22 protein-coding genes and 1 pseudogene are annotated in these 26,024 nt (G+C 73.4%); 13 read left to right on the plus strand and 10 right to left on the minus strand.

Annotation, left to right across the window (positions count from 1 at the left end; all coding sequences use genetic code 11):
- Positions 1 to 53: 53 nt before the first annotated feature.
- Together ACZ7LY_RS00325 and ACZ7LY_RS00330 are read right to left on the minus strand one after the other, a co-directional pair.
- The gene (locus ACZ7LY_RS00325; RefSeq protein WP_471622208.1) at positions 54 to 755 is read right to left on the minus strand and encodes an ABC transporter ATP-binding protein; all 702 of its coding nucleotides are present in this window, start codon (positions 753 to 755) and stop codon (positions 54 to 56) included.
- Positions 752 to 1,822, minus strand: a complete 1,071-nt coding sequence (locus ACZ7LY_RS00330) for an ABC transporter permease (RefSeq protein ID WP_471622209.1) — start codon at positions 1,820 to 1,822, stop codon at positions 752 to 754. Before ACZ7LY_RS00330 ends, ACZ7LY_RS00325 begins: the two co-directional genes overlap by 4 nt.
- A gap of 135 nt (positions 1,823 to 1,957) precedes the next feature.
- On the opposite strand from ACZ7LY_RS00330, the gene ACZ7LY_RS00335 reads away from it, so the two are divergent.
- Both ACZ7LY_RS00335 and ACZ7LY_RS00340 read left to right on the plus strand, forming a co-directional pair.
- On the plus strand, positions 1,958 to 3,139 hold the full coding sequence (locus tag ACZ7LY_RS00335) for a sensor histidine kinase (RefSeq protein WP_471622210.1): 1,182 nt from the start codon (positions 1,958 to 1,960) through the stop codon (positions 3,137 to 3,139).
- Positions 3,136 to 3,762 (plus strand): response regulator, encoded by a 627-nt coding sequence (locus ACZ7LY_RS00340; protein WP_471622211.1) that lies wholly within the window; start codon positions 3,136 to 3,138, stop codon positions 3,760 to 3,762. The genes ACZ7LY_RS00335 and ACZ7LY_RS00340 overlap by 4 nt, the downstream gene beginning before the upstream one ends.
- A 3-nt stretch (positions 3,763 to 3,765) precedes the next feature.
- Here ACZ7LY_RS00340 and ACZ7LY_RS00345 read toward each other — a convergent pair whose 3' ends face one another.
- Positions 3,766 to 4,368, minus strand: a complete 603-nt coding sequence (locus ACZ7LY_RS00345; protein WP_471622212.1) for a universal stress protein — start codon at positions 4,366 to 4,368, stop codon at positions 3,766 to 3,768.
- A gap of 103 nt (positions 4,369 to 4,471) precedes the next feature.
- On the opposite strand from ACZ7LY_RS00345, the pseudogene ACZ7LY_RS00350 reads away from it, so the two are divergent.
- Positions 4,472 to 5,119: pseudogene (locus ACZ7LY_RS00350) on the plus strand (aminotransferase class I/II-fold pyridoxal phosphate-dependent enzyme); the annotation flags it as partial.
- Positions 5,120 to 5,268: 149 nt separating this feature from the next.
- The gene (locus ACZ7LY_RS00355; protein WP_471622213.1) at positions 5,269 to 5,949 is read left to right on the plus strand and encodes an aminotransferase class I/II-fold pyridoxal phosphate-dependent enzyme; all 681 of its coding nucleotides are present in this window, start codon (positions 5,269 to 5,271) and stop codon (positions 5,947 to 5,949) included.
- Between the two features lie 520 nt (positions 5,950 to 6,469).
- On the opposite strand, the gene ACZ7LY_RS00360 is transcribed toward ACZ7LY_RS00355, so the two are convergent.
- Positions 6,470 to 6,778, minus strand: a complete 309-nt coding sequence (locus ACZ7LY_RS00360; RefSeq protein ID WP_471622214.1) for a DUF5955 family protein — start codon at positions 6,776 to 6,778, stop codon at positions 6,470 to 6,472.
- A gap of 182 nt (positions 6,779 to 6,960) precedes the next feature.
- Here ACZ7LY_RS00360 and ACZ7LY_RS00365 point away from each other — a divergent pair, with 182 nt between their 5' ends.
- Positions 6,961 to 7,575 carry a nucleotidyltransferase family protein gene (locus tag ACZ7LY_RS00365; protein WP_471622215.1) on the plus strand — a complete coding sequence of 205 codons (615 nt, stop codon included), beginning with the start codon at positions 6,961 to 6,963 and terminating at the stop codon, positions 7,573 to 7,575.
- Positions 7,576 to 7,775: 200 nt separating this feature from the next.
- Positions 7,776 to 9,398, plus strand: a complete 1,623-nt coding sequence (aceB, locus tag ACZ7LY_RS00370; protein WP_471622216.1) for a malate synthase A — start codon at positions 7,776 to 7,778, stop codon at positions 9,396 to 9,398.
- 438 nt (positions 9,399 to 9,836) lie between these two features.
- Here aceB and ACZ7LY_RS00375 read toward each other — a convergent pair whose 3' ends face one another.
- Positions 9,837 to 10,751, minus strand: a complete 915-nt coding sequence (locus ACZ7LY_RS00375) for a HipA family kinase (RefSeq protein WP_471622217.1) — start codon at positions 10,749 to 10,751, stop codon at positions 9,837 to 9,839.
- Positions 10,752 to 10,974: 223 nt separating this feature from the next.
- On the opposite strand from ACZ7LY_RS00375, the gene ACZ7LY_RS00380 reads away from it, so the two are divergent.
- Positions 10,975 to 12,237, plus strand: coding sequence for a VWA domain-containing protein (locus tag ACZ7LY_RS00380; protein ID WP_471622218.1), 1,263 nt, complete (start codon positions 10,975 to 10,977; stop codon positions 12,235 to 12,237).
- The gene (locus ACZ7LY_RS00385) at positions 12,237 to 12,989 is read left to right on the plus strand and encodes a hypothetical protein (protein WP_471622219.1); all 753 of its coding nucleotides are present in this window, start codon (positions 12,237 to 12,239) and stop codon (positions 12,987 to 12,989) included. The genes ACZ7LY_RS00380 and ACZ7LY_RS00385 overlap by 1 nt, the downstream gene beginning before the upstream one ends.
- Before the next feature lie 71 nt (positions 12,990 to 13,060).
- Here the strand turns inward: ACZ7LY_RS00385 and ACZ7LY_RS00390 are convergent, their stop codons facing one another.
- Positions 13,061 to 13,699, minus strand: a complete 639-nt coding sequence (locus tag ACZ7LY_RS00390; RefSeq protein ID WP_471622220.1) for a winged helix-turn-helix transcriptional regulator — start codon at positions 13,697 to 13,699, stop codon at positions 13,061 to 13,063.
- A gap of 111 nt (positions 13,700 to 13,810) precedes the next feature.
- On the opposite strand from ACZ7LY_RS00390, the gene ACZ7LY_RS00395 reads away from it, so the two are divergent.
- A complete protein-coding gene (locus ACZ7LY_RS00395) occupies positions 13,811 to 15,019 on the plus strand; it encodes a pyridoxal phosphate-dependent aminotransferase (protein ID WP_471622221.1) in 1,209 nt (402 codons plus the stop codon).
- Between the two features lie 208 nt (positions 15,020 to 15,227).
- Here ACZ7LY_RS00395 and ACZ7LY_RS00400 read toward each other — a convergent pair whose 3' ends face one another.
- On the minus strand, positions 15,228 to 16,532 hold the full coding sequence (locus ACZ7LY_RS00400) for an SWIM zinc finger family protein (protein ID WP_471622222.1): 1,305 nt from the start codon (positions 16,530 to 16,532) through the stop codon (positions 15,228 to 15,230).
- A 23-nt stretch (positions 16,533 to 16,555) separates the two neighbouring features.
- Complete coding sequence (locus ACZ7LY_RS00405) at positions 16,556 to 19,495, minus strand: DEAD/DEAH box helicase (RefSeq protein WP_471622223.1); 2,940 nt, start codon at positions 19,493 to 19,495, stop codon at positions 16,556 to 16,558.
- 156 nt (positions 19,496 to 19,651) lie between these two features.
- Here ACZ7LY_RS00405 and ACZ7LY_RS00410 point away from each other — a divergent pair, with 156 nt between their 5' ends.
- The 4 genes from ACZ7LY_RS00410 (at position 19,652) to ACZ7LY_RS00425 (ending at position 22,509) form a co-directional block, all read left to right on the plus strand.
- Positions 19,652 to 20,245 (plus strand): histidine phosphatase family protein, encoded by a 594-nt coding sequence (locus tag ACZ7LY_RS00410; protein WP_471622224.1) that lies wholly within the window; start codon positions 19,652 to 19,654, stop codon positions 20,243 to 20,245.
- Between the two features lie 114 nt (positions 20,246 to 20,359).
- A complete protein-coding gene (locus ACZ7LY_RS00415; protein ID WP_471622225.1) occupies positions 20,360 to 20,995 on the plus strand; it encodes a hypothetical protein in 636 nt (211 codons plus the stop codon).
- A 137-nt stretch (positions 20,996 to 21,132) separates the two neighbouring features.
- A complete protein-coding gene (locus tag ACZ7LY_RS00420; RefSeq protein ID WP_471622226.1) occupies positions 21,133 to 21,555 on the plus strand; it encodes an acyl-CoA thioesterase in 423 nt (140 codons plus the stop codon).
- A 123-nt stretch (positions 21,556 to 21,678) separates the two neighbouring features.
- On the plus strand, positions 21,679 to 22,509 hold the full coding sequence (locus ACZ7LY_RS00425; protein WP_471622227.1) for a chitosanase: 831 nt from the start codon (positions 21,679 to 21,681) through the stop codon (positions 22,507 to 22,509).
- Positions 22,510 to 22,906: 397 nt separating this feature from the next.
- Here ACZ7LY_RS00425 and ACZ7LY_RS00430 read toward each other — a convergent pair whose 3' ends face one another.
- Entirely contained in the window at positions 22,907 to 24,379 is a 1,473-nt protein-coding gene (locus tag ACZ7LY_RS00430) for a nucleobase:cation symporter-2 family protein (RefSeq protein ID WP_471622228.1), read from the minus strand.
- Positions 24,380 to 24,613: 234 nt separating this feature from the next.
- Positions 24,614 to 25,999, minus strand: a complete 1,386-nt coding sequence (locus tag ACZ7LY_RS00435) for an 8-oxoguanine deaminase (RefSeq protein ID WP_471622229.1) — start codon at positions 25,997 to 25,999, stop codon at positions 24,614 to 24,616.
- Between the last annotated feature and the right edge of the window lie 25 nt (positions 26,000 to 26,024).

The raw sequence follows: 26,024 nt of genomic DNA on the forward strand, positions 1-26,024 counted from the left end.
GACCACGCGCGCGTAGTGCCCCGATAAGGGGCGCGGGGAACTGCGCAAGACGGTTACTGCAGGCAGCCCTCGCTGGAGACGCGCTCCGGGGTCAGGTGGCCGTCGGTCAGGGTGACTACCTGGTCGGCGATACCCAGATGCCCGCGATCATGCGTGACAAGCACCGTCGCCGCCCCACACTCCCGAGTGAGCCCGGAGATCAACTCCAGCACCCCCACCCCCCGCTCATGATCCAGCGCACTGGTCGGCTCGTCGACCAACAACACCCGAGGCCCGTTCATCAGGGCCCGCGCGATATTGACCCGCTGCCGCTGCCCGCCGGACAGCTGATGCGGCCGCCGATGCCCCTGCGCCGCAAGCCCCACCGCCGCCAGCAACTCCCGAGCCCGTTCCCGTACGCCCGCGACGGCCCGCCGCCCCCCGAGGTGCGCCATGACCTGGAGCTGCTCCAGCGCGGTCAGCGACGGCAGCAGATTCGGCTGCTGGAAGACGATGCCGATCCGCTCCCGCCGCAGCACGGCCGCCTCGGCCCGCCCGAGCCCGCCCGCCTCGACCCCGTCGATGACGACCCGCCCGCTGTCGGGCGTGACCAGCGTCGCGGCGACGGCGAGCAGGCTGGACTTGCCGGACCCGGACGGCCCGACGACCGCGGCGAGCGACCCCGCGGGCACGTCGAGCCGGACCCGGTCGAGCGCGGTGAGCCGCCCGTCGCCGTCGGGGTAGGTGAGGGTGATGTCGTCGAGCAGCAGAGTCATCGGGCGCTCCCGAGCGCGGTGAGGGGGTCGACGGCGGTGATCCGCCGGATGGACAGCGCGGCGCCGACGATGCCGAGGACGCTCATCACGGCGGCGGGCCCGAGCGCGGTGAGCGGATCGAGGACGAACGGCACGCCGTCCGGCACGAACGCCCCGACGCCCCACGCGAGCCCGGTCCCCACGGCCGTACCGGCGACGAGCATGACGACGGCCTGCCCGAGCGCGTCGCGCAGCAGGTTCGCCGTGGAGGAGCCGAGCGCCTTGAGGACGGCGATGTCGCCGCCGCGCTGGATCGTCCAGACGGTGAAGAAGGCGCCGACGACGAGCGCCGAGATGACGAAGAGGAACCCGCGCATGAGCTGCAAGGAGCCGTTCTCCGCCTGGTAGGAACCTATGGCGGACAGGGCCCCGTCGAGGTCGGTCGTCTCGGTGCCCGCGGCGCGGTCCGCGGCGGCGAGATCCGCGCCCGGCGCCGTGCGCAGCGCGACGACGGTGGCCCGCTCCCCGGTGCCGGCGGGCGCGATCCGCTGCCAGTCGCCGAGGTCGGCCCAGACGACGGGCGTGTGACTGTACGAGGCGTCGCCCGCGACCGCGCCGACGGTGAGCCGTACCCGGCCGAGGGCGACCCGGTCCCCCACGCCCGCGCCGAGGTCGGCGGCGGCCTTGCGGGACAGGACGACCCTGCCGGACGCGGTCGCCTCGGGCGCGAGCCCGGAGTCCGGGCGCACCCCGAACACGGAGACGGCGGCGGTCTGCCGCCCCGCGTCCGCGTTGACGGTGCCGATGCCGAGCGGTTCGGCGGCGCGCACACCGGGCCGCTCCGCGAGCGCGCGCCACTGCGCGGGGCGGACGGTGGAGGCGGTGAAGGACACCGACTGGCCGTCGGCGGGCCGGGCGAAGGCGAGGTGGTCGGCGGGCAGCGCGGTCAGCGCGGACGTGTTGTCCCGGGCGAGCCCGGCGGTCAGCCCCGACAACAGCCCCACCAGCAGCGTGATCAGTACGATCACGGTCCCCATGAGGGCGAACCGGCCCCGGGCGAACCGCAGATCTCTCCATGCGACGAACATGCCCCCACCCTGGCGCCCCGGCCCCCGCGCGGGCATCGCGCCACAGCACGCTTCACCCGGATCGAAGGGGTGACGCGGCTTTCCACCTTTTGATTGACCGGCTCGCGGCGGACGGCTCCGTACGCTGGAGAGGTCATGGATCCACGTTCCCTCACCCCTGTCCTGCGCGTCCTGCGCCTGTGCCTGCATCTGCTGATGGCGGCCCTGCTCACGCTGGTCGTGGCGCGAGCCCTGACCGGCCGCTCCGAGGAGCCGGCCGCGGCGGTGGTGGCGGTGAGCGTGCTGCTCGGCGCCGTGTACGCGGCGGGCCCGCTGCTGCGCCCGGTGCGGGACACGCGCGCGGGCGCCGCGTGCTGGCTGGCGGGACTCGGCGCGGTGTGGGCGGCGCTGCTCGCGCTGTCGCCGGACGCGGTGTGGCTGGCGTTCCCCCTGTACTTCCTGCTGCTGCATCTGCTGCCCGCCCGCTGGGGCGTGCCGGCGGTGGCCCTGGCGGCGGGTGCGGCCATCGCCTCGTACATCGGGCACGCGGGGACGCTGGACGCGGGCGCGTTCATCGGGCCGCTGCTCGGCGCGGCCGTCGCCGTGGCGACCGTGCTCGGCTATCAGGCGCTGTACGGGGAGAGCGAGCGGCGCAGGCGGCTGATCGAGGAGCTGATGGCCACGCGCGCGGAGCTGGCGGAGGCGGAGCGGGCGGCGGGCACGCTCGCGGAGCGGGAGCGGCTGGCGCGCGAGATCCACGACACGCTGGCGCAGGGCCTGTCGTCGATCCAGTTGCTGCTGCGGGCCGCGCAGCGCGATCTGCCGGACGGTTCACCGGCCGCCGAGCACATCGAGCGGGCGCGGGCGGCGGCGCAGGACAATCTGGTGGAGGCCCGCCGCTTCGTGCGCGCGCTGACCCCGCCGGACCTGGCGAACGGCTCGCTGACGGCGGCCCTCGACCGGCTGTGCGCGACGGCCGCGCCGGGTCTGACGGCCCGTTTCACGCTCAGCGGTACGCCGCTGGACCTGCCGACCCCGTACGAGGTGGCGCTGTTGCGGATCGCGCAGTCGGCGCTCGGCAACACGGTGCGGCACGCGGACGCGGGCCGCGCGGAGATCACTCTCAGCTTCATGGAGACCTCGGTGGCCCTGGACGTGGTGGACGACGGGCGCGGCTTCGACCCCGCGCGCGTGGCGGGCGGTGACGGCGGCTTCGGCCTGCCGGCGATGCGGGCGCGGGTGCGGGCGCTCGGCGGCACGTTCACGGTGGAGTCGGCGCCGGGGCGGGGCACGGCCGTCGCGGTGACGCTGCCGGTGCCTGCGGGGGGGCCCGCGTGATCCGGCTGCTGCTCGCCGACGACCATCCCGTCGTACGGGCCGGGCTGCGGGCCGTGCTCGCCGCCGAGGAAGACTTCGAGATCGTCGCGGAGTCGGCGACGGCCCGGGGGGCGGTGGATCTGGCCGCCGCGGGCGGTGTCGACGTGGTCCTGATGGACCTCCAGTTCGGCTCCGGGATGCATGGCGCGGAGGCGACGGCGCTGATCTCCGCGCTGCCGGACGGGCCCCGGGTGCTGGTCCTGACGACGTACGACACGGACGCGGACATCCTCGCGGCGGTCGAGGCGGGTGCCTCCGGCTATCTGCTGAAGGACGCGCCGCCGCAGGAGCTGGCGGCGGCCGTGCGCCGCTCCGCGTCGGGCCGCTCGGCGCTCGCGCCGTCGGTCGCGGACCGTCTGATGGACCGGATGCGTACGCCGTCGGAGGCGCTGAGCCGGCGCGAGCTGGAGGTCCTGCGCCTTGTCCGCGACGGCCTGTCCAACGCGGCGATCGCCCGCGAGCTGTTCCTCAGCCAGGCCACCGTGAAGTCCCATCTGGTGCACATCTACGCCAAGTTGGGCGTCGACTCGCGCACCTCGGCGGTGGCCGCGGCCGTCAACCGCGGTCTGCTGCGCCCCCTTTGAGCGTTACGCGGCGAAGTCGGCGGCGCTGACCCGGCGCAGGGCGCGCAGCGCGGCCCGGTCGAGGGCCGGGACGGGCACGGACAGGACCGCGCAGCGCGCGCGGCGCCGGATGTGGCGGCGTACGGCGGCGCGCCGGGCGCGCGGGCGCATGCCGACGACGAGCAGGTCGTCGGGGCGGGCCGCGTGCTCCAGGAGCGCCGGGCCCGGGCGGTCGCGTACGACGCGCAGGGTGACGTCGATCCCGTACGGGAGCCCGCCGAGGGCGTCGGCGAAGGCGCGGGCGAGGGTGGCGCGGGCCTCGCGCTGCCAGTGCGCGGCCCACTCGGGGTCGGGGCGGCGCCGGTACAGGACCTCACCCTCGGGCGGTTCCCAGGCCAGGACGGCGACCAGTGGCCTGGACGAGCGGCGGGCCTCGGCGACGGCGTGGCGCAGGGCCGCGTAACTCGCCGGGGAGCCGCTGACGCCGACGACGACGCGGGGCGCCCGGCGCGGCACGGGCGTGACGCGGCGGCCCCGCCCGCGCGGGAACCGGTGCGTACCGCCCTCGGCGTGGCGCTGTAGATCGCGTTCGAACCGGTCGTTGAAGCCGCTCCGATCGCGGTGCATGACGTGCCCCCTCCTCATCGCTCCACCAGACCACTTCTGGTCGGCCATGGGCAGTCTGTACGCTCATTGGCCTGGGTTGCAGGGCCAATTTCGGAGATGTGGCATGGCGAGGGACGCGGTGGTCCACGAGGTGGACGGCAGGGGCCAGGGGCCGGGCAGCCGCCGGCTCGCCGAACTGGTGACGGCGGTCGCGGGGCGGCGGCCCGGCTACCGGGCGCTCGCGCAGGGCGTTAGGACGTTGCTGCTCGACGGGCGGGTCGCGCTGCACACGCGGCTGCCCGCCGAGCGCGAGTTCGCGGCGGCCCTCGGGATCAGCCGGGCCACCGTGACCTCGGCGTACGACCTGCTGCGCGAGAGCGGGTACGCGCGGTCGCGGCGCGGCGCGGGCACCTGGACGCGGCTGCCCGAGGGCGCCCGGCCGACGAGCGTGGCGACGCCCGCCGCCGGTGACGGGGTGATCGACCTGGCCATCGCGGCGCCCGGCGCGCTCGCGGACGAACTCTCGGCGGCGTACGCGGCGGCCGCCCCCGACCTCGCCCGGCACGCGGCGACGCCCGGCTACCACCCGTACGGGCTGCCGGAGTTGCGGGCGGCCATCGCCGAGCGGTACACGCGCCGGGGCCTGCCGACGCTGCCCGACCAGATCCTCGTGACGACGGGCGCGCAGCAGGCGGTGTCGCTGACGCTGACGCTGCTCGGGCGGCCCGGCGACCGCATCCTCGTGGAGAACCCCTCGTACGCCAATGCCCTGTCCGTCATCCGGCGGCTCGGGCTGCGGACGGCGCCGGTGCCGGTGACGGAGGACGGCTGGGACGCGGAACTGTTCGGGCGATGCTGCGGCAGGCCGCGCCCCGGCTCGCCTACCTCATCCCCGACTTCCAGAACCCGACGGGCCGGCTCATGCCGGGCGAGCAGCGGCGGCGGCTCATCGCTCAGGCGCGGGCCACGGGGACCTGGCTCGTCGTCGACGAGACGGTCGCGGACATCGCCCTTGACGTGGCGACGCCGGCGCCGTTCGCCTCGCTCGCCGGGCCCGGCGGGGGTGAACAGATCGTCACCGTCGGGTCGTTGAGCAAGGGGCACTGGAGCGGGCTGCGGGTGGGGTGGGTGCGGGCCGGGACGCGGCTGATCACGGAGCTGACCGCGCTGCGGGTGACGGCGGACATGTCGGGGTCGGTCCTCGACCAGTTGGTCGCGGGGCGGCTGCTGGAGCGCGAGGAGGAGATCCTGCGGCGGCGCCTGCCGGTGCTGCGCGGGCGGCGGGATCATCTGGCGGAGCTCCTCGCGCGGGAGTTCCCCGAGTGGCGGTGGCGGGTGCCGCCGGGCGGGCTCTCCCTCTGGATCGATGTCGGGCGGCCCGTCGCCTCCGCCTTGTCGCAGGCGGCGTTGCGGCACGGGGTGCGGATCGAGGGCGGGTCCCGGTTCGGTGCGGATCCCGGTACGTTCGAGAACCGGGTGCGGTGGCCCTTCACGCAGCCGGAGGATATCGCCGGGGAGGCGGTACGCCGGGTCTCCCGCGCGGTGTCCTCAGGCCTACCGCCCCTGCCGGACACCCCGGGCCGCCCCTACTGGGTCGCGTAGCCGCAACTCCGACGCCCCTCCGAGACTGGCCTCAACCCCAACTCCCGGCCTCCGGCCCGGGCGGGCCTGGAAGCCGGAGCTGGGCTCAGCGCCAACTCCCGACCTCCGGCCCTGGCGTGCCTGGAAGGCGGAGCTGGGCTCAGCGCCAACACCCGGCCTCCGGCCCGGGCGGGCCTGGAAGGCGGAGCTGGGGGCAGCGCCAACACCCAGCCCCTCCGGCGATTGAGGAGCGGGGCCTGGGGCGGAGCCCCAGAGTGCCGGGTACGCCGTGGCTGGTCGCGCAGTTCCCCGCGCCCCTTACGGGGCTGGCCTCAACCCCAACTCCCGGCCTCCGGCCCGGACCTGCCTGGAAGGCGGAGCTGGGCTCAGCGCCAACACCCAGCCCCTCCGGCGATTGAGGAGCGGGGGCTGGGGCGGAGCCCCAGAGTGCCGGGTGCGTTGGGGCTGAGCGCGCAGTTCCCCGCGCCCCTGGCGGGGCTGACCTCAGCGGCGAATTCCAGTTGCCCTGGCGGGGCTGGACTCAGCGGTCGCTGTGGAGGAAGGCGTCGACCTCCGTGCGGACCCGGGCCAGCGCCGGCGACAACGCGCTCACGGACCCGATCGCGGCGGCGATCAACAACAGGGACCGCCGCAGCCGAGGCACCTCCGGCACCCCACCCCGAGCCATCGCATCGAGCGCCGCCAACTCCTCCTCCGCGATACCCCGGTCAGGGAATTCCGCCGGGTACGCCGCAAGCTCCCGCCGCAGCCGCGACACGGCCGCCCGCAACCGCGTCACCCGCGCATCCTCGACGCCACCGGTCACCGGCCCCACCGGCTTCTGCTCCACACTCCGCAACACCGTTCTCCCCCTCGCACGTCCTTGTGCAACCCGGCCCGCACGGTGGTCAGGCGCCCAACCCGGGTGTGTGGCGGACCAGTTAACTAGGCGATCCGCCGCTCCGCCAGTCCGTTGCACACACCACCTTCCACCGCCGCGCGCCCGGCCCCCGCGTGCGATATGCAGGGGGCATGACGACGGAGGAAACACCGAAGGAAACGTACGAGGTGGCGGGGCTGCTGCTGGCGGCGGGCGGCGGCCGGCGGCTCGGGCGCGGCCCGAAGGCGCTGCTGCCGCACCGGGGCGGGCTCTTGGTGGAACGCGCGGTACGGGCGCTGCGCGCGGGGGGATGCGCGCCGCTGCACGTGGTACTCGGGGCGGGCGCGGCCGACGTACGGGACCGCGCGCGACTGGAGGGATGCGTGCTCGTGGAGAACCCGGAGTGGTCGGACGGCATGGGGTCCTCGCTGCGGGCCGGCCTGGATTCGCTGGCCGGGACGGACGCGGACGCGGCGCTGGTGATGCTCGTGGACCAGCCGGGCATCGGCGCGGACGCGGTGGCCCGGGTGCGGGCGGCGTACCGCTCGCCGGGGACGCTGGCGGCAGCCTCGTACGACGGTGAACGCGGGCACCCCGTGCTGTTCGGCCGTGCGCACTGGGCCGGGATCGCGGCGAGCGCCGACGGGGACCGGGGGGCCCGCGCCTACCTGAAGGAACACGCCCGGGGCATCCAACTGGTCGAGTGCGGCGACATCGCGCGGGCGTATGACATCGACACCCCGGCCGACCTCGGCCACCTGGAGTGAGAGGCGTGGCACCGAGCGCCACGTTCTGTCGACTCAGAGAATCTCGACATCAACAAACCATTGAACTTCCACGATAAGGAAACTAGTATCCACTGATCAGAAGGGCCGGTCCCCCGTAGCGGGGCCACCAGTCATACCCCGGTGCGCGCGGCACCCGGTGCCGCCCCCGCCATCCGCTCGCTGAAGGAAGTGACAGCCTCATGTCCGCACCAGCGCCGTCCCCGCTGGCCATCGTCGACGCCACGCCCCTGCCCCGGCAGGACGAGGTGCTCACCGATGCGGCCCTCGCCTTTGTGGCCGAGCTGCACCGGCTGTTTACGCCCCGGCGTGACGAGCTTCTCGCCCGCCGCGCCGAGCGCCGCGCCGAGATCGCCCGCACCTCCACGCTCGACTTCCGCCCCGAGACGGCCGCGATCCGCGAGGACGACTCCTGGAAGGTCGCGCCCGCCCCGGCCGCGCTGAACGACCGCCGCGTCGAGATCACCGGCCCCACCGATCGCAAGATGACGATCAACGCGCTCAACTCGGGCGCCCGCGTCTGGCTCGCCGACTTCGAGGACGCCTCCGCCCCCACCTGGGCGAACGTCATCGGCGGCCAGCTCAACCTGACGGCCGCCTACGACCGGTCGATCGACTTCACCGACGAGCGCACCGGCAAGTCGTACGCCCTCAAGGACGCCGACCAGCTCGCCACCGTCGTCATGCGCCCGCGCGGCTGGCACCTCGACGAGCGCCACCTCGTCGACGCCGACGGCAAGGCCGTGCCCGGCGCCCTCGTCGACTTCGGCCTGTACTTCTTCCACAACGCGAAGAAGCTCATCGAGCTGGGCAAGGGTCCCTACTTCTACCTCCCGAAGACGGAGTCGTACCTGGAGGCCCGCCTCTGGAACGACATCTTCGTCTTCGCCCAGGACTACGTCGGCATCCCGCAGGGCACCGTCCGCGCCACGGTCCTCATCGAGACGATCACCGCCGCGTACGAGATGGAGGAGATCCTCTACGAGCTGCGCGACCACGCCTCCGGGCTGAACGCGGGCCGCTGGGACTACCTCTTCTCCATCGTCAAGAACTTCCGTGACGGCGGCCAGAAGTTCGTCCTGCCCGACCGCAACGCGGTGACGATGACCGCGCCGTTCATGCGCGCGTACACCGAACTGCTCGTGCGCACCTGCCACAAGCGCGGCGCGCACGCCATCGGCGGCATGGCGGCCTTCATCCCGTCCCGCAAGGACGCCGAGGTCAACAAGGTGGCGTTCGAGAAGGTCCGCGCCGACAAGGACCGTGAGGCCGGCGACGGCTTCGACGGCTCCTGGGTCGCGCACCCCGACCTCGTGCCGATCGCCATGGAGTCCTTCGACAAGGTCCTCGGCGACAAGCCCAACCAGAAGGACCGGCTGCGCGAGGACGTCTCCGTCGCCGCCGGTGACCTCATCGCCATCGACTCGCTCGACGCGAAGCCCACGTACGACGGTCTCGTCAACGCCGTCCAGGTCGGCATCCGTTACATCGAGGCGTGGCTGCGGGGGCTCGGCGCGGTCGCCATCTTCAACCTGATGGAGGACGCGGCCACCGCGGAGATCTCCCGTTCGCAGATCTGGCAGTGGATCAACGCCGGGGTCGTCTTCGAGAACGGGGAGCCGGCCACGGCGGAGCTCGCGCGGAAGGTCGCGGCGGAGGAACTGGCGAACATCAAGGCCGAGATCGGCGAGGAGGCGTTCGCCGCGGGCAAGTGGCAGCAGGCCCACGACCTCCTCCTCCAGGTCTCCCTTGACGCCGACTACGCGGACTTCCTCACGCTCCCCGCCTACGAACAACTCCCCTGACCCCCCCCCGAAGGGCCCCCGCCACGCACAGCGCCGGGGGCCCTTCGCCATCGCCGCGTAGGCCGGAAACATGCGCTGAACCCAGCCCCACAAGGGGCGCGGGGAACTGCGCGCCCAGCCACAACGCACCCGGCACTCTGGGGCGCTGCCCCAGCCCCCGCTCCTCAATCGCCGGAGAGGCTGGGTGTTGGCGCTGAGCCCAGCTCCGCCTCCCAGGCAGGTCCGGGCCGGAGGCTGGAAGTTGGCGCTGAGCCCAGCCCCGCCCCCCAGGCACACCCGGGCCGGAGGCCGGGAGTTGGCGCTGACGTCAGCCCCGGCAGGGGCGCGGGGAACTGCGCGACCGGCCACGACGGCGCCGCACTGGACGCACGACGGTCACGCCCCCGGGGGGCCGAAGAGGCCCGGCGCTGAAAACCCCGCCCCGCGCGGAGCGCGACGTCAGTCCAGGTGGACCGACCAGTCCGACCGAGCCGCCGGCTTGCCATGAAGATCCGGCACCCGCTTGAGCCACCCCGGCCGCCCCCGCTCCACATCGGCCGCCCGCACCGCATCCGCCCGAGCCAACTCCTCCCGAGAGGGAAACTCCGTAGGCAACCACGCCGCCGAGGCCCGCGCCCGCGCCAGCAGGAACGACACGTACGCCTCCCGCACCGCCTCCGCCCCGGAGAACCCCTCCTCCCCCGCGAGCCACGCATCCGGCACGAGCGCGACGACCTCACGGAGCAGTTCCTCCGTCACCAGGGGCGCCAGCTCCGCGTCGGCGGCCCGGGTGTCGGGCCCGTACCCCCCGAGCGCATGCCGGCGGAAGTCGTACGCCTTGTCGGGGCTCGCCCCGCCCCACCGGTGATGGAAGACGAGCGCCGCGCCGTGGTCGATGAGCCACAGACGCGGCTCGGCGGTGCCGAACGTGGGCCACACCATGAGGTTCGAACTGTGCACCGTCCGGTCGACGTTGACGGTCAGCGCGTCGAGCCAGACGATCCGCCCGGCCTCCACCGGGTCCACGGGGAACTCCGCCGCGATCTCGGGCGTGAAGTCGACCGCGCCGGGCAGGAAGTCCATCCCGAGGTTGAGCCCGGCGCTGGCCCGCAGCAGGTCCTGGACCTCCTGGTGGGGCTCGTCGACGGCGATGGCGGGGTCGAAGTGCGCGAGCACCAGTTCGGGGAAGCGCAGCCCGAGCCGCCGCGCCAGCTCCCCGACGACGATCTCCGCGACGAGCGCCTTGACGCCCTGCGCGGACCCGGTGAACTTGAGGACGTACGTGCCGAGGTCGTCCGCCTCGACCACCCCGGGCACCGACCCGCCGGTGTGCAGCGGCGTGACGTAACGGGTCGCCGTGATCTGTCTCAGCATGCCCGTGACCTCTCGCCCTCAGCCGTCAGCCGTCCACCGCGCCGGCCCGTCCCCGCCGCCGGGCGGTCCCGCCATCGTATCCGCGCCCCGCCGCGACCACCCGCCCGCGCCCCGCGCTCCTCGCCCCGCGCTCAGGAGTCGGCCCGGCCCGGTGGCGTCCGTACGCGGGGGCCGGGCGGCGGCCGTTTTGGCCCCGGGACCCTTCGGTCCATAAGATCCGCCGATGATCATCAGACAACGGCTGGCGGCGGGTCTGTGCGCCCTCCTCGCCTCCTTCGCCGTCGGCGGCCTGTCGCCCACACAGGCGCACGCGGACGAGACCGGCAAGAAACCCGCCCCGCAGGTCGAACTCGTCCTGGACGTCAGCGGATCCATGCGCACCCGCGACATCGACGGCGGTTCGCGGATGGCGGCGGCGAAGCAGGCGTTCAACGAGGTGCTGGACGCGACGCCCGACGAGGTCGAACTCGGCATCAGGACCCTCGGCGCCAACTACCCCGGCAACGACCGCAAGGCGGGCTGCAAGGACACCGCGCGGCTCTACCCCGTGGGCCCGCTCGACCGCACCGACGCGAAGACGGCCGTGGCCACGCTCCAGCCCACCGGCTGGACCCCGATCGGCCCCGCGCTGCTCAAGGCGGCCGACGACTTCTCCGGCGAGGGCACCAAGCGCATCGTGCTCATCAGCGACGGCGAGGACACCTGCCAGCCGCTGGACCCGTGCGAGGTGGCGCGCGAGATAGCCGCCAAGGGCATCGGCCTGACCATCGACACGCTCGGCCTGGTCGCCGACGCCAAGACCCGCGCGCAGCTCTCCTGCATCGCGGACGCGACCGGCGGCACGTACACCTCCGTACGCCACAAGAAGGAACTGACGGACCGCGTCGGCCAGTTGGTGGACCAGACGGCCGATCCGGTGGTGACGCCGGTCGCCGTCGACGGCGCCGCGCAGTGCGCCTCGGCGCCGCAGCTCAAGCCCGGCCTGTACACAGACCGTGAGACGTTCGGGCAGCACCGCTACTACCGCGTCGACGTGGAGCCCGGCAAGGAGCTGCGCGCGTCGGTGAGCGTGTCCGCCGACCGGGCCGTCGACCGTGACTACGGTGTGCTGCTGCGCGCGATGACCACCCATGACCGGGAGATCGTGCGCGGCCAGGAGTCCGGCGACGGGCGTACGGACGTGATCTCGACGGGGCTGCGCTATCCCAAGCCCGAACTCGACGACGACCGGGCCGAGGCCGAGACGGTCTGCCTCCAGGTGTCGAACTCCTTCTCCGCGCCGGCGTCCGTCAAGCGTGAGCCGGGGCTGCCCGTCGAGCTGACGGTCGAGGTCGTGGACGGCCCGGACCAGGCGTCCGACGTGGCCTCCTTCGGCCTCGGCCGGGGCTGGTGGCTGCTGGGCGCGCTCGTCGTCATCGGCTTCCTCGCCGGTGTGGTGTGGGGCTGGCTGACGCGCTGGCGGATCTCGGTGTGGAGGACGAACTGATGCGTGCCAGAAGGTTCATGACGGGTTGTCTGCTCGCCGCGACGGCGGTGCTCGGCCTCGCGGGGCCGGCCGGAGCGGCCGGTGACGACGGCGACGGCGACGCCGCGCAGAAGGCGCCGACGCGGGCGGGCACGTCGTTCCGTACGGCTGTCTCGTTCGCGCAGGGGCAGAAGGCGACGGCCCAGGCGTCCACGGGCGACTACCTGTACTGGTCGTTCGCGGCGGACGCCACGCAGCGCCCGACGGTGCGGGCGGAGGTGGAGCTGCCGAAGGCCCGGCACGGCGCGCAGACCTGGCGCGTCGACGTGTACGACGGGCTGCGGCGCCGCCAGTCGTGCATGTACGGGATGCAGGCGCGCACGGTCGCGGCGGACGCCGGGCGGGTCGAGTTGGCGTGCACGCTGCGCACGGTGCGGGCCTGGTCGGAGGCGTGGGCGAACGATCCGCTGCCGGGCACGTACTACGTGCGGCTGACGGTGACCGGCCTCGACTCCGCCGACCTCGGCCTGCCGGTGTCGGCGTCCGCCGAGGCGACGTCGAAGGAGATCGGCGGCGCGGCGGCGGTCGGCGGGAAGCTGGCGACGCCGCTGACGGCGGGCGCCGCGTCGGCCACGTCCGACGACCACGACTGGGCGTCGGGCTGGTGGTCGGACCGATGGGTGTGGACCGGCGTCGGCGCGATCCTCGCCGCGCTCGCGGGCATCGGCGGCTACGCCCTGACGCGCGGATCGGGACGCCCGGCACGGGTGTGACCCTTCGTCAACTGACGTGAGGGGACTGAGGGGCGGAGGTCGAGAGACCTCCGCCCCTTCCCATTTTCCCGCTACGCCTCGCCGGCGCGCAGGGCCTTGGCGAGCGGTCCTTCGCCTTCCGCGACCGCCCGGCCGGTGCGTACGGCCTCGGCCACGCCGAGCGCGCCCCGGGCGAGCTCCGCGCCCGCCCGCGCGTCGAACGTCAGACGCACATCGGGCTCGCCGTCCGGGTAGGCGCCCTCGCCGTACACCGGCTCCCCTCCCCCGGCCCGTACGTGGAACAGCCCCTCCTCGACGCGGACTTCGACGGTCCCGCTCTCGCCGAGCGCGTCCAGGTGCCGCAGGACGGGCAGCGCGAGCCAGTGCGCCCGGACGGCGTCGGTGGGCCTGCGCTCGGCCAGCTCCGGGGCACCCCACTGGCCGAGGGCATGCAGGACGGGCAGCAACTCCCGCCCTCGTACGGTGAGTTCGTAGACGTACGCCGATGCGGGCGGGGCGAGCTTGCGGCGTACGGCGATGCCGTCGCGCTCCATGTCCTTCAGCCGCGTGGCCAGCATGTCCGTACTGACGCCGGGGAGGTCGGCGTGCAGGTCGGTGTAGCGGCGCGGCCCCGCGAGGAGTTCCCGCACGATCAGGAGCGTCCAGCGGTCGCCGACGGCGTCGAGGGCGCGGGCGGCGGCGCAGAACTGGTCGTAGCTTCGACGTGGCATGCCGCGCAGTCTATGCAAGTTGTTGGACTTTCCAAGCACCTACTTGGTAAAACCAAGCGACAACAGGGAGCCGGCAGTCCTCCGGCGCCCGGACGGCCTGGAGGCACACGCATGGAGTTCCGGCAGTCGAGCAAGCTCAGCGAGGTCTGTTACGAGATCCGCGGCCCGGTGATCGAGCACGCCAACGCCCTTGAGGAGGCGGGCCACAGCGTCCTGCGCCTGAACACGGGCAACCCTGCGCTGTTCGGGTTCGAGGCGCCCGAGGAGATCGTCCAGGACATGATCCGGATGCTGCCGCAGGCGCACGGCTACACCGACTCGCGCGGCGTCCTCTCCGCCCGGCGCGCCGTCGCGCAGCGCTATCAGGCGCTCGGTGTCGAGGTCGGCGTGGACGACGTGTTCCTCGGCAACGGCGTCTCCGAGCTGGTGTCCATGGCCGTCCAGGCGCTGGTGGAGGACGGCGACGAGATCCTCATCCCGGCGCCCGACTTCCCGCTGTGGACGGCCGTCACCACCCTGTCCGGCGGCAAGGCCGTGCACTACCTGTGCGACGAGCAGTCCGACTGGTACCCGGACCTCGCCGACATGGCCGCGAAGATCACTGACAGGACCCGCGCGGTGGTCCTGATCAACCCCAACAACCCGACGGGCGCGGTCTATCCGAAGGAGGTCGTGGAGGGCGTCCTCGACCTCGCCCGGCGGCATGGCCTGATGGTCTTCGCCGACGAGATCTACGACCAGATCCTGTACGACGACGCCGTGCACCACAGTGCGGCGGCCCTCGCCCCCGACCTCGTCGTGCTGACGTTCTGCGGGCTGTCCAAGACGTACCGGGTGGCCGGGTTCCGGTCGGGCTGGCTCGTGGTCTCGGGGCCGCGTCAGCACGCGCGCGACTACCTGGAGGGGCTGACGATGCTGGCGTCCATGCGGCTGTGCGCCAACGCGCCCGCCCAGTACGCGATCCAGGCCGCGCTCGGCGGGCGGCAGTCGATCCGCGAACTCACCGCGCCCGGCGGCCGGTTGCGGGAGCAGCGCGACAAGGCGTGGGAGAAGCTGAACGAGATCCCGGGCGTGAGCTGCGTCAAGCCGAAGGGGGCGCTGTACGCGTTCCCGCGCCTGGACCCGAAGGTGCATCCGGTCGTCGACGACGAGCGGTTCGTCCTCGATCTGCTGCTGCGCGAGAAGATCCAGGTCGTGCAGGGCACCGGCTTCAACTGGCCCCGCCCCGACCACTTCCGTATCCTCACCCTGCCCCACGCCGACGACCTGGACGCCGCGATCAGCCGCATCGCCCGCTTCCTGAACGGATACCGCCAGTGACCGTGGGCCCACCCTGAACTCGGCCACGGGGAAGCTGCACGAAGTGCACGCTTCAGGGGCGCGGGGAACTGCGCGACCAGCCACCCACCGGGCCGCAGGTGAACGACGGCCCCGGGGGCAGCGCCCCGACAGGGGCGCGGGGAACTGCGCAACGTTCAGGGCAGCGGGCCGCAGGTGAACGACGGGTTCTTCGCGGGCCGCGCGCCTGTCAGTCGCCGGTGAGGACGGAGTCGAGGGCTGCGAGGGGGTCCGGGGAGGGGAGGCCGCGGGGCCACCAGTCTTCGCGGCCCGGGTCGGACTCGTAGCCGTACCAGAATCCGTCGCGGCCGAGCCGGAGTTGGAGCGAGGGCGTGGTCAGGTGGTTGCGGCGGGGGCGGAAGTCGGGGTGGCCCGCGGCGAGGAGCGCGGGGCGGGCCCGGTCGAAGGGGCCCGCGGGCGGATCCCACTCCTCCTCCAGGACCGTGAGCCCGTCGAGGCCCCCCTGGCGCCACGCGGCGACGGCCCGCGCGAGATCGACGGGGGTGCGGCCGGTACCGCGCGCGAGCGAGGCGTACAGCGCGCGGGTCGCGGCGGTCAGGCCGGAGCCGGGGTGCGCGGCGGCCAGCCGGACCGCGTCCTGCCAGGGGGTGAGGCCGGCGATCGGGTCCGCGCCCGTGGTCAGCAGGGCGTGGGCGCGGGCCGCCGCCTGCCCGGCGAGCAGGTCGAGGGCGAGCGGGTCGGGCGCGTCCGGCGCCTGCGGGTAGGACGGCGGGCGCTCGGGGTGGGCCGGCGCGGGGAATTCCGGGGGCAGCGGCGGCCGGGTCCTGGCGCTGTCGGCGTACACCTCGCGGGCGGGTACGGTCTCCAGGTCGGGGCCCTCGCCGGGGGTACGCTCGGCGGCCTCATGCGCGGCGTTGCGCCGGGTGAGGGCGGCCAGCAGGTCGTGCTCGCCCCGCCCGCGCAGCAGGAACAGCACGAACGGGTCCTCGTCCAGCAGCCGCGCCGTCTGGTAGCACAGGGCCGCCGCGTGCTTGCACGGCTCGGCGTGGTCCGGGCAGTTGCACGAGGGCACGACGTCGTCGGCGACGGGGAGCAGGTCGACGGCGGCGGCCAGCGCGTGCGGCACGTCCTTGTCGAGCAGGGCCGCCATGTGGTCGGGGCGGGCGGCGGCCGTGTCGAGGAAGCGGTCCCAGGCGTCGTCGCCGAGGGTGCGCAGGCGCAGCTCCGCGCGGTAGGGCCGGGGCCGGGAGCCGTGGACGTAGGCGACGACGCGGCCGGGGGTGACGGTGATGGCGTCGACGTGACCCCGGTCGGCGTAGCCACGGCCGCGCTCCAGTCGGGCCGGGTCGAGGGCGGTGTCCTCCAGGGCGTGCACCCACGCGTTCCCCCACCAGGTCAGGGCGAAGGGGCCCGTCGGTTCGGCGCGGGGCGGCAGCGGCGGGAACGTGCGCCGGTCGTCGGCGTGCCGGGCGCGCGCCTGCTCGCCCGCGCCGGCCCGGCCGGGGATGTACGGGCCGCTGCCCGGGGCGCTCACCCGGTGTCTTCTCCTCGGGACGCTCATCGGCCCGCCTCCCTGCGCAGTGACACGAGGTCCGCAAGATCGCGGTCGCTCAGCTCGGTGAGGGCGGCCTCGCCGGAGCCGAGTACGGCGTCGGCCAGCGCCCGCTTGGTGGCGAGCAGTTCGGCGATACGGTCCTCGACCGTGCCCTCGGTGATCAGGCGGTGCACCTGCACGGGCTGGGTCTGCCCGATGCGGTAGGCGCGGTCGGTGGCCTGCTCCTCGACCGCCGGGTTCCACCAGCGGTCGAAGTGGACGACGTGGGACGCGCGCGTGAGGTTGAGACCGGTGCCGGCGGCCTTCAGGGAGAGCAGGAAGACGGGGACCTCGCCGGACTGGAAGCGGTCCACCATGCGCTCCCGCTCGGCGACGGGCGTGCCGCCGTGCAGCAACTGGCTCGGGATGCCACGGGTGGTCAGGTGCGCGGAGAGCAGCCGGGCCATGGCCACGTACTGCGTGAACACGAGCACCGAGCCGCCGCGGCCCGCGCCGCCCGCGCCCTCGGCCGGCGGCTGTCCGTCCTCGTAGAACTCGGCGAGGATCGTGTCCAGCAGCTCGTCCAGCAGGGCGAGCTTGCCGGAGCGGCCGGCGAGGCGGGGGCGGGCGCCGGGTGTGTCGGCCTCCTTGAGGTACTGCGCCGGATGGTTGCAGACCTGCTTGAGGGACGTGAGCAGCTTCATGACGAGGCCGCGCCTGCCGATGCCCTCGGCGGCCTCGATCTGGGCCATGGACTCGCGGACCACGGCCTCGTACAGCGACGCCTGCTCGCGGGTGAGCGGCGCGGGGTGGTCGGTCTCGGTCTTCGGCGGCAGCTCGGGCACGATGCCGGGGTCGGACTTCTTGCGGCGCAGGATGAACGGGCGTACAAGCCTGGACAGGCGCTCGACCGCCTCCGGGTTGACACCGCCGTGGCCCTGGAGCGGCACCTCGCCCTCGACCGCGCGCGCGTGCCGGGCACGGAACGCCTTGAGGGGGCCGAGCAGTCCGGGCGTCGTCCAGTCGAGCAGCGCCCACAGCTCCGACAGGTTGTTCTCGACGGGGGTGCCGGTGAGGGCGACGCGGGCGGGGGCGTCGATGGTGCGCAGGGCCTTGGCCGTCGCCGCGTTCGGATTCTTGACGTGCTGGGCCTCGTCGGCGACGACCATGCCCCAGGTGTGGGCGGCCAGCTCGGCGGCGCGGCTGCGCAGGGTGCCGTACGTGGTGAGGACGAAGCCGCCGCCGAAGCCTTCGAGGTCGCGCTCGCTGCCGTGGAAGCGGCGCACGAAGACGCCGGGGGCGAACTTCTGGATCTCCCGCTGCCAGTTGCCCAGCAGGGAGGCGGGGCAGACGACGAGGGTGGGCTCCGGCCTGTTCCTGCGCAGGTGGAGGGCGATGAGGGTGACGGTCTTGCCGAGGCCCATGTCGTCGGCGAGGCAGCCGCCGAGGCCGAGGGAGGTCATGAGGTCGAGCCAGGCGAGGCCGCGCAGCTGGTAGTCGCGCAGGGTGGCGTGCAGGCCCTCGGGCTGCTCGACGGTGTCGATGCCCCGGGTGAGGCGGTCGCGGACCTCGGCGAGCAGACCGGTGGGCACGACGGGCACCTGCTCGCCGTCGACCTCGGCCTCGCCGGTGAGGGCGACGGCGAGCGCGTCGACCGGCTCCAGCAGCCCCAGTTCGCGCTTGCGCGCCTTGCGGACGAGGTCGGGGTCGACGACGACCCACTGGTCGCGCAGCCGGACGACCGCGCGGTGCGACTCGGCCAGCCGGTCCATCTCGCTCTCGGTGAGCGGGTCGCCGTCGAGCGCCAACTGCCAGTTGAACGAAAGCAGTTCCTCGCTGTCGAAGAACGGCGTGCCGTCCGTCGCCGAGCCCGGGGCCGTCTGCGCGCGGACCACGGCGGTGGCGGTGAGGGAGCGGGCCAGCTCGCGCGGCCAGTGCACGGTGACGCCCGCGCGCGCGAGGTGGGCCGCGCCGGGTCCGAGCAGGTCGATCAGCTCGCTCTCGCCGAGGGCGAGGACGTCGGGCACGTCCTGCTCCAGGAGGCGGCCGAGCGGGGCCCAGGCGGCGACGGCCCGGCGCACGGCGAGGACGGCGTCGATCCGGGCGCGGGGCCCGAAGTGCTCGTCGGCCTCCCCCGCCCACAGCGCGGCGGCGTCCACCACGCGGGTGGGGTCGGCGAGGCTGTGCACCTGGACGACGGCGGCGCCCGCCCGGCGCGCGGCAGGTTCCTCGGCCCCCGGGGTGTCCTCGTCCGCGCCCACGGCGGCGCCGTCCTCCTCGGCCGGGTCGAAGAACGACTGGTGGGACAGGTCCACGCGCAGGGAGACCTTGACGCCCGCGTCCAGCCCCGCCGCCGCCTCGACGGCCCACGGGCGGGCGCGCGGGATGTGCTGGGCGGCGCTCGCGGCGAACGGGGCCCCGGCGGCGTGCGCGGCGGCCGGGGTGCGGGGCAGCGCGTCGGTCACCGCGTCCACGAACGCGCGGACCAGCGCCAGCGGCTCCGGCAGGGCGAGCGGCTTGCGCCCCGGCACGGGCGTCGCGTACCCCTCGGGCGGCAGCGCGGCGGCGATCCCCCGCAACTGCGCCATGTCGTCCTCGTCGAGCGGGCCGGCGCGCCAGGCGTCGTGATCGGTGGGAGTGAGCCCGGGCAGCAGACGGCCCCGGGCGAGCAGGTGCAGGGCGTGCGCGGCGGCGGCGCCCCAGGCGGCAGCGGCGGGGTGGGCGCCCCGGGTGCGGCGGGCGCGCAGGAGGGCCGGCAGCGCGTCGGCGACGGGCACGATCAGCGCGGGCACGGTGCGTCCGCGTACGCCCTGGCCGTGCGGGCGGACCACGGTCAGGTCCTGGCCCGCTCCGGGCGGCGGCGGGCCGTCCGGCGCCCAGAACGCGATCCGGCCCTCGCGGGGCAGGGCAGCGGGCAGGAAGACGGCGGCGGCGCCCGGCGGAACATGCGGCGGCTGCGACACCCGCGCCACCTCCCTCGTCTGCTGGTCCTTCGATCGTGGCGGCCCTCGTCCGAGGACCGTCTACGACCTTACGGGCCGGGTCTGACAATCCTTGATCCGCGGCTCGGGGAGAATGGCCGGCGCACGTGACGACCCCTTCGAGAACAGGCGTGGACCTTGGGTGATCTGCTGCTCGTCCGGCACGGCGAGACGGAGTGGGCGCTGAACGGCCGGCACACAAGCTGGACGGACATCCCGCTCACCGAGAACGGCAAGGAGCAGGCGCGCCGCGTGGCGCCGCTCGTCGGGAGCTATCACATCGGGGCCGTGTTCACGAGCCCGATGGAGCGCGCCCGGGACACGGCCAGGCGCGCGGGCCTCGACGGCGCGTTCGTCGACCCTGACCTGTGCGAATGGGACTACGGGGCCTACGAGGGCGTCACGACGCGGGAGATCCAGCGCACCCGCCCGAACTGGTTCCTGTTCGACGACGGCGTGGAGCCGGGGCCGCCCGAGCACCCGGGTGAGTCGCCGCAGGAGGTGGGCGACCGGGCGGACCGCATGCTGTCGAAGGTCGACGCGGCGCTCGCCAACAACGAGGGCAGCGTCGTGCTCGTCTCCCACAGTCATTTCCTGCGCGTGCTGACCGCCCGCAGGCTCGGTCTGAGCCCGGCCGACGGCGCCCACTTCCTGCTGGCGACGGGCACGGTCAGCCGGATCAGCACCGAGCACGGCAGGCCGGTGATCGCGGGCTGGAACCTGCGGCCCTGAGCCCGGCCTCAGGCCGTGGTCCCTCGCGTCGAGCCGTCCGTCGCGTCGGGCCGTTGTCAGTGGCGTGGTGCACCATCGGGAGCAGGTGGGGTGACTGCCCTGGGGAGGTGCGCCATGACCCGACCGCCGACCGCCGCGCAGCGGCGCATCATCGAGGCCGCGGACCCCGGCACGGGCCGGATCAGCGGCAGTGAGACGCAGCTCGCCCGGCTGGTGAAGCTGAAGCTGGCGTTCCGGCATCCGCGGCCGCCGCACGACCACTTCCTGACGCCCGAGGGCCATCGGGTGCGGGAGTCGCCGCCTACGGACGAACCACTGCCCGCAGCGCCACCGGCCGCGCAGGACGGGGTGTTCGCCGCGCGCCTCGGCGACGAACCCGGGGCGTACGAGCCGACACCGGCGCGGGCCCGCGAGGTGCGCACGGCGTGGCAGGGCCTGCTGGAGATACGCCGGATGACGAACGCGGACGGCGCGCTCGACCGCCCCTGCGCCTGGGAGCGGGGCCGGCTCACGCACGCGGCGGCCCTCGCCCTGGAAGCGGCGGGCCTCGCCCCGGCGAGCACGTCAGGGCCGGGGTACCGGGTGGAGGAGACCCCGCAGCCCGAGGCCGTCGCCGTCCACCACCCCGATCCGGCGGCGCTCACGGCGTGCGCGGCGGCGCTGACCGGCGCGGGCTGGCAGGTCGGCACGTACTCCGCGCCGGGCCGCACCGCGCGGCGCTATCTGCTGGCCTCGCCCAGACGCGCGTAGCGCCCGTACGGGGTGGAGGGCGGCCGGAATTCCTGGCCCGGGCCCCGGAGTTGTCCCCACGGCGGTACTGAGCACGCGCTCAGGGCCGTCGTCGCGGGCCGCGCACGCGTCCCGCGCCCCTCGTCGAAAGGCACGTCGTGGCAGAGCCGTTTTCCGTCCGGATCGAGGTCCGCGGTTACGAGACCGACTCGCAGGGCCATCTCAACCAGGCCGTCTACCTCCAGTACGCCGAGCACGCCCGCTGGTCGATGCTGCGGCACGCCGGGGTCGAGCAGAGCGATCTGCTGGCGCACGGGGTGGGGCCCGTCGCGCTGGAGACGACGATCCGGTATCTGCGGGAGCTGCGCGCCGGGGACGAGGTGGACGTGACGTGCGCGTTCGAGTGGGGCGAGGGCAAGACGTTCCGGATCGCGCAGACGGTACGCAAGAGCGACGGCACGGTGTCGGCCGAGGTGAGCGCGGTCGGCGGGCTGCTCGATCTGAGTGAGCGGCGGCTGGTGAAGGACCCGAAGGAGGTCTTCCGGAAGCTGGCGCGGAACCCGGAGGCGTTCGGCCTGTAGTCGCCCGCCGAGTCTCAACTCCCTGTAACGGACTGCTCCTTGGTGGGTGTACGGCGTCCCGAAACTCTGGTAGGAAACCTTCCTAACAGTCGACGGAACGACGAACTCCCCCTAGGAGGAACCGTGTCCACCCCCCACTCAGGCACTTCCCGTCGCACTCTCCTCACGTTCCTCGGCGCCGCCGTCGTGGCCGCGCCGCTGCTCACCACCCAGTTCGCCGGGGCGGCCACCGCCTCGGTGAGCGGGGGCGGGCTCGACGACCCGGCGAAGAAGGAGATCGCCATGCAGTTGGTGTCGAGCGCGGAGAACTCCTCGCTCGACTGGAAGGCGCAGTACCGGTACATCGAGGACATCGGTGACGGGCGCGGCTACACCGCCGGGATCATCGGTTTCTGCTCCGGCACCGGCGACATGCTCGACCTCGTGAAGCTGTACACCGACCGCAAGCCGGGCAATGTGCTCGCGCGCTATCTGCCCGCGCTGCGCAGGGTCGACGGCAGCGATTCGCACGCCGGGCTCGACCCGGATTTCCCGAAGGACTGGCGGCGCGCGGCCCAGGACCCGGCGTTCCAGCGGGCGCAGGACGACGAGCGTGACCGCGTGTACTTCAATCCGGCGGTACGTCAGGGCAAGGCGGACGGGGTCGGCGTCCTCGGCCAGTTCGCGTACTACGACGCCATCGTCATGCACGGCGACGGGGGTGACGCGACCAGTTTCAGCTCCATCCGGCGCCGGGCCCTCGGCAAGGCGAAGCCGCCGGCCTCCGGCGGGGACGAGGTGGGGTGGCTCAACGCGTTTCTGGACGCGCGTGTGTGGGCGATGAAGCAGGAGGAGGCGCACAGTGACACGAGCCGGGTCGATACGGCTCAGCGGGTTTTCCTGCGGAAGCGGAACCTGAATCTTGATCCGCCGCTCGACTGGAAGGTCTACGGCGACCCGTACCACATCGGCTGACGCCTGATCCCCAGTTCCCCGCACCCCAACTCCCCATGGGCGCGGGGAACTGCGAGTCCATCGGACTTCTCGCGCCGTTCCCCGCGCCCCTGACGGGGCGCACCTCAACGCCCCAAAGGGGCGCGGGGAACTGCGCGACCAGCCCGCCACAAGCCGCACCCGCCATGGCACCTCAACCCGGCAGACGCGACCGCGACTTCGTCGGACTACTCGCGCCGTTCCCCGCGCCCCTGACAGGGCGCACCCCAACTCCCCAGGGGCGCGGGGAACTGCGCGGCCCGCCCGCCACGAGCCGCACCCGCCGTGGCAGCTCAGCCCGGCAGACGCGACCGCGAGGTCCGTGGGGGTTCTCGCGCAGTTCCCCGCGCCCCTGACGGGGCCCGTTGAGGGGCAGGGGTCAGTGGACGCCGGCTGTCGATGTCCCCGTCCGCTGCGCAGCAATCGCATCGCCCGATTCCATCGGCGCCGTGACCTCGTCGTCCTCGCGGCCCCGGCCGACATGGTTGAACAGCAGGTTCAGGACGACCGCCGCGACACACCCCGTAGAGATACCGGAGTCCAGGATGATCTTCGCGTTCTGCGGGAACGCGTGGTAGAAGCCCGGGGCCGCGATCGGGATGAGGCCCACGGCCAGCGAGACGGCGACGATGAGGACGTTGTTGTCCTTCTCCAGACCCGCCTTGACCAGCGTCTGGATACCGCTCGCGGCGACCGACCCGAACAGCACCACACCGGCACCGCCGAGCACCGGCCGCGGCACGACCGCGATGAGCGACGCGGCCATCGGGCACAGGCCCATCAGGACGAGGAAGCCGCCGCCCGTCGCCACGACGAACCGGCTGCGGATCTTCGTCATGGCGACCAGCCCGATGTTCTGGGCGAACGCGCTGCACATGAAGCCGTTGAACAGCGGGCTCAGCGCCGAGCCGAGCGTGTCGGCGCGCAGCCCCGCGGCGATGGTCTTCTCGTCGGCGGGCCGGCCGACGATCTCACCGAGCGCCAGCATGTCGGCGGTCGACTCGGTCATCGACACGACCATGACGACGCACAGGGAGACGATCGCCGCGCCCGCGAACTGCGGCGCGCCGAAATGGAACGGCGTCGGGAAGCCGATGATGTCCGCCTCGCCGACGGGCGAGAAGTCCGTGACGCCGAACGGGATGGCGATGAGCGTGCCGACGACCAGGCCGAGCAGGACCGCGATCTGCTTGACGAACCCGCTGGTGAAGCGGCGCAGCAGCAGCACGATGACGAGGGTGATGCCGGCGAGCGCCAGATTCTTCATCGAGCCGTAGTCGGCGCCCTTGGGGTTGGGTCCCTGGGCCCACCCGAAGGCGACGGGCATCAGGGAGACACCGATGAGGGTGATCACCGTACCGGTGACGACCGGCGGGAAGAAGCGGACCATCTTCGAGAAGAAGGGGGCCGCGATGAAGCCGAGGACACCGGCGACGATGACCGCGCCGAAGATCAGCGGCAGGGCGTTCGTCTTGTCCTTGGTGGAGGCGACGACGGCGAGCATCGGGGCGACGCCCGCGAACGTCACGCCGTTCACGAACGGCAGCCGGGCGCCTATCTTCCATATGCCGAGCGTCTGGAGGAACGTGGCGAGGCCGGCCGTGAAGAGGCAGGCGCCGGTCAGGAACGTGAGCTCCTTCGGGCTGAGGCCGATGGCCGCGCCCACGATCAGCGGGGGTGCGACGACTCCCGCGTACATCGCGGCGACGTGCTGGAGACCGGTCGTCGCCATCTTCAGCGGCGGCAGCGTCTCGTCGACCGGATGTTTGGTATGCGTCCCCGGGGCGTCCGCGGTCTGCGCGGACTCGTCGGGGGTCGTGCCTTGCTTGGTGAACCTGGGCTTCGTCGCCACTGCGGCTCCTCCGGTTGTTTTCCAGCCCCGGACGGTCGCCGGCGCTTTTCGCTTCTGGGAGGTGGTGCAAGGTGGTGCTGTGGTGCTCGGTATGGAGTTGTCGTGCGCCCAGGTAGTACTGACCGCCCCGGGAACGTGAGGCTTTGGGCCACGTTCCGGGGCGGCACTCGAGCAGCCCGCTCGGCTGCTCGAGCCCCCGGTCAGGGGCCGTCCCCCCTGACCGGAGTCTTGGAATCAGTCCCGCGCGGCGATCCGCGCGAGGCGCTGTGCCTCGTCCCGCGTGGAGCGGGCGATGGCGTCCTCATCGACGTGCAGCAGGCGGCTGTCCTCCACCACCGGGCGGCCGTTGACGAGGGAGAGGGTGACCGGTGCGGCCGCGCCGAAGACGAGCGCGGTGACCGGGTCGGCGATGGACGAGTGGGCCAGGGTGTCCAGCTTCCACAGGACCAGGTCCGCCAGCTTGCCGGTTTCGAGCGACCCGATCTGGGTGGCCCGGCCGAGCACCTGGGCACCGCCGTACGTGCCGAGGCGCAGCGCCTGGCGGGCGGTGAGAGCGGCCTCGCGGTGGGCGCCGAGGCGGTTGATGAGCAGCGCGTTGCGCAGTTCGGTGTGGAGTTCGCCCGACTCGTTGGAGGCCGTGCCGTCGACGCCGAGGCCGACGGGGACGCCCGCGGCCAGCATGTCGGGGACGCGGGCGATACCGGCCGCGAGCCGCGCGTTGGAGGACGGGCAGTGGGCGACGCCCGTCTTCGTGCGGCCGAACGCGGCGATGTCGGAGTCGTTCATGTGGACGCTGTGCGCCATCCACACGTCCTCACCGAGCCAGCCCGTCGACTCGAAGTAGTCGGTGGGGCCCATGCCGAACAGTTCGTGGCAGAACTTCTCCTCCTCGACGGTCTCGCTGCCGTGGGTGTGCAGCCGTACGCCGAGCCGGCGCGCCAACTCGGCGCCCTGCTTGAGGAGTTCGGTGGAGACGGAGAACGGCGAGCAGGGGGCGACCGCCACCTGCGTCATCGCGTCGAAGGAGGCGTCGTGGTGCTTGGCGACGGTCTCCTCGGTCGCCGCGAGGGCGCCTTCCAGCGTCTCGACCGCGAAGTCGGGCGGCAGGCCGCCGTCCTTCTCGCTGCGGTCCATGGAACCGCGGGCCAGAGTGAAGCGCACGCCCATCTCGGAGGCGGCCCGGATGATCGATCCGGAGAGGTCACCCGACCCCTTGGGGAACACGTAGTGGTGGTCCATGGCGGTGGTGACACCGCCGCGGGCCATCATCGCGAGCGAGCCCTGCGCCGCCGCGTACGTCATCTGCTCGTCGATGCGCGCCCAGGTCGGGTACAGCGCCACCAGCCAGTTGAACAGGTTGTGGTCGGTGGCCAGGCCCCTGGTGATCCACTGGTAGAAGTGGTGGTGCGTGTTGACCAGGCCGGGCGTGGCCAGGTGGCCGGTGCCGTCGATACGGCGTACGACGTTCTCCAGTCCCTCGGGCGCGCTGCCCGCGCCGATGGACTCGATCTTGTTGCCATGGACGACGATGTGGCCCGAGGCGTACTCGGTGTCCTGGGCGTCGACCGTCGCGATGGCGACGTTCTCGATGACGATGCGGTCTGCCGAAGAAGGTGCCATGGTGCTTCCTTCATTCATTTCGTGT

The organism is Streptomyces sp. NPDC107550 (assembly GCF_055639095.1).

What these genes read in the sequence shown, in the direction of transcription:
- ACZ7LY_RS00325 (WP_471622208.1), bottom strand. Translation starts at nt 755, where the DNA reads ATGACTCTGCTGCTCGACGACATCACCCTCACCTACCCCGACGGCGAC.
- ACZ7LY_RS00330 (WP_471622209.1), bottom strand. Translation starts at nt 1,822, where the DNA reads ATGTTCGTCGCATGGAGAGATCTGCGGTTCGCCCGGGGCCGGTTCGCC.
- ACZ7LY_RS00335 (WP_471622210.1), top strand. Translation starts at nt 1,958, where the DNA reads ATGGATCCACGTTCCCTCACCCCTGTCCTGCGCGTCCTGCGCCTGTGC.
- ACZ7LY_RS00345 (WP_471622212.1), bottom strand. Translation starts at nt 4,368, where the DNA reads ATGCACCGCGATCGGAGCGGCTTCAACGACCGGTTCGAACGCGATCTA.
- ACZ7LY_RS00355 (WP_471622213.1), top strand. Translation starts at nt 5,269, where the DNA reads ATGCCGGGCGAGCAGCGGCGGCGGCTCATCGCTCAGGCGCGGGCCACG.
- ACZ7LY_RS00365 (WP_471622215.1), top strand. Translation starts at nt 6,961, where the DNA reads ATGACGACGGAGGAAACACCGAAGGAAACGTACGAGGTGGCGGGGCTG.
- aceB (WP_471622216.1), top strand. Translation starts at nt 7,776, where the DNA reads ATGTCCGCACCAGCGCCGTCCCCGCTGGCCATCGTCGACGCCACGCCC.
- ACZ7LY_RS00375 (WP_471622217.1), bottom strand. Translation starts at nt 10,751, where the DNA reads ATGCTGAGACAGATCACGGCGACCCGTTACGTCACGCCGCTGCACACC.
- ACZ7LY_RS00380 (WP_471622218.1), top strand. Translation starts at nt 10,975, where the DNA reads ATGATCATCAGACAACGGCTGGCGGCGGGTCTGTGCGCCCTCCTCGCC.
- ACZ7LY_RS00385 (WP_471622219.1), top strand. Translation starts at nt 12,237, where the DNA reads ATGCGTGCCAGAAGGTTCATGACGGGTTGTCTGCTCGCCGCGACGGCG.
- ACZ7LY_RS00390 (WP_471622220.1), bottom strand. Translation starts at nt 13,699, where the DNA reads ATGCCACGTCGAAGCTACGACCAGTTCTGCGCCGCCGCCCGCGCCCTC.
- ACZ7LY_RS00395 (WP_471622221.1), top strand. Translation starts at nt 13,811, where the DNA reads ATGGAGTTCCGGCAGTCGAGCAAGCTCAGCGAGGTCTGTTACGAGATC.
- ACZ7LY_RS00415 (WP_471622225.1), top strand. Translation starts at nt 20,360, where the DNA reads ATGACCCGACCGCCGACCGCCGCGCAGCGGCGCATCATCGAGGCCGCG.
- ACZ7LY_RS00435 (WP_471622229.1), bottom strand. Translation starts at nt 25,999, where the DNA reads ATGGCACCTTCTTCGGCAGACCGCATCGTCATCGAGAACGTCGCCATC.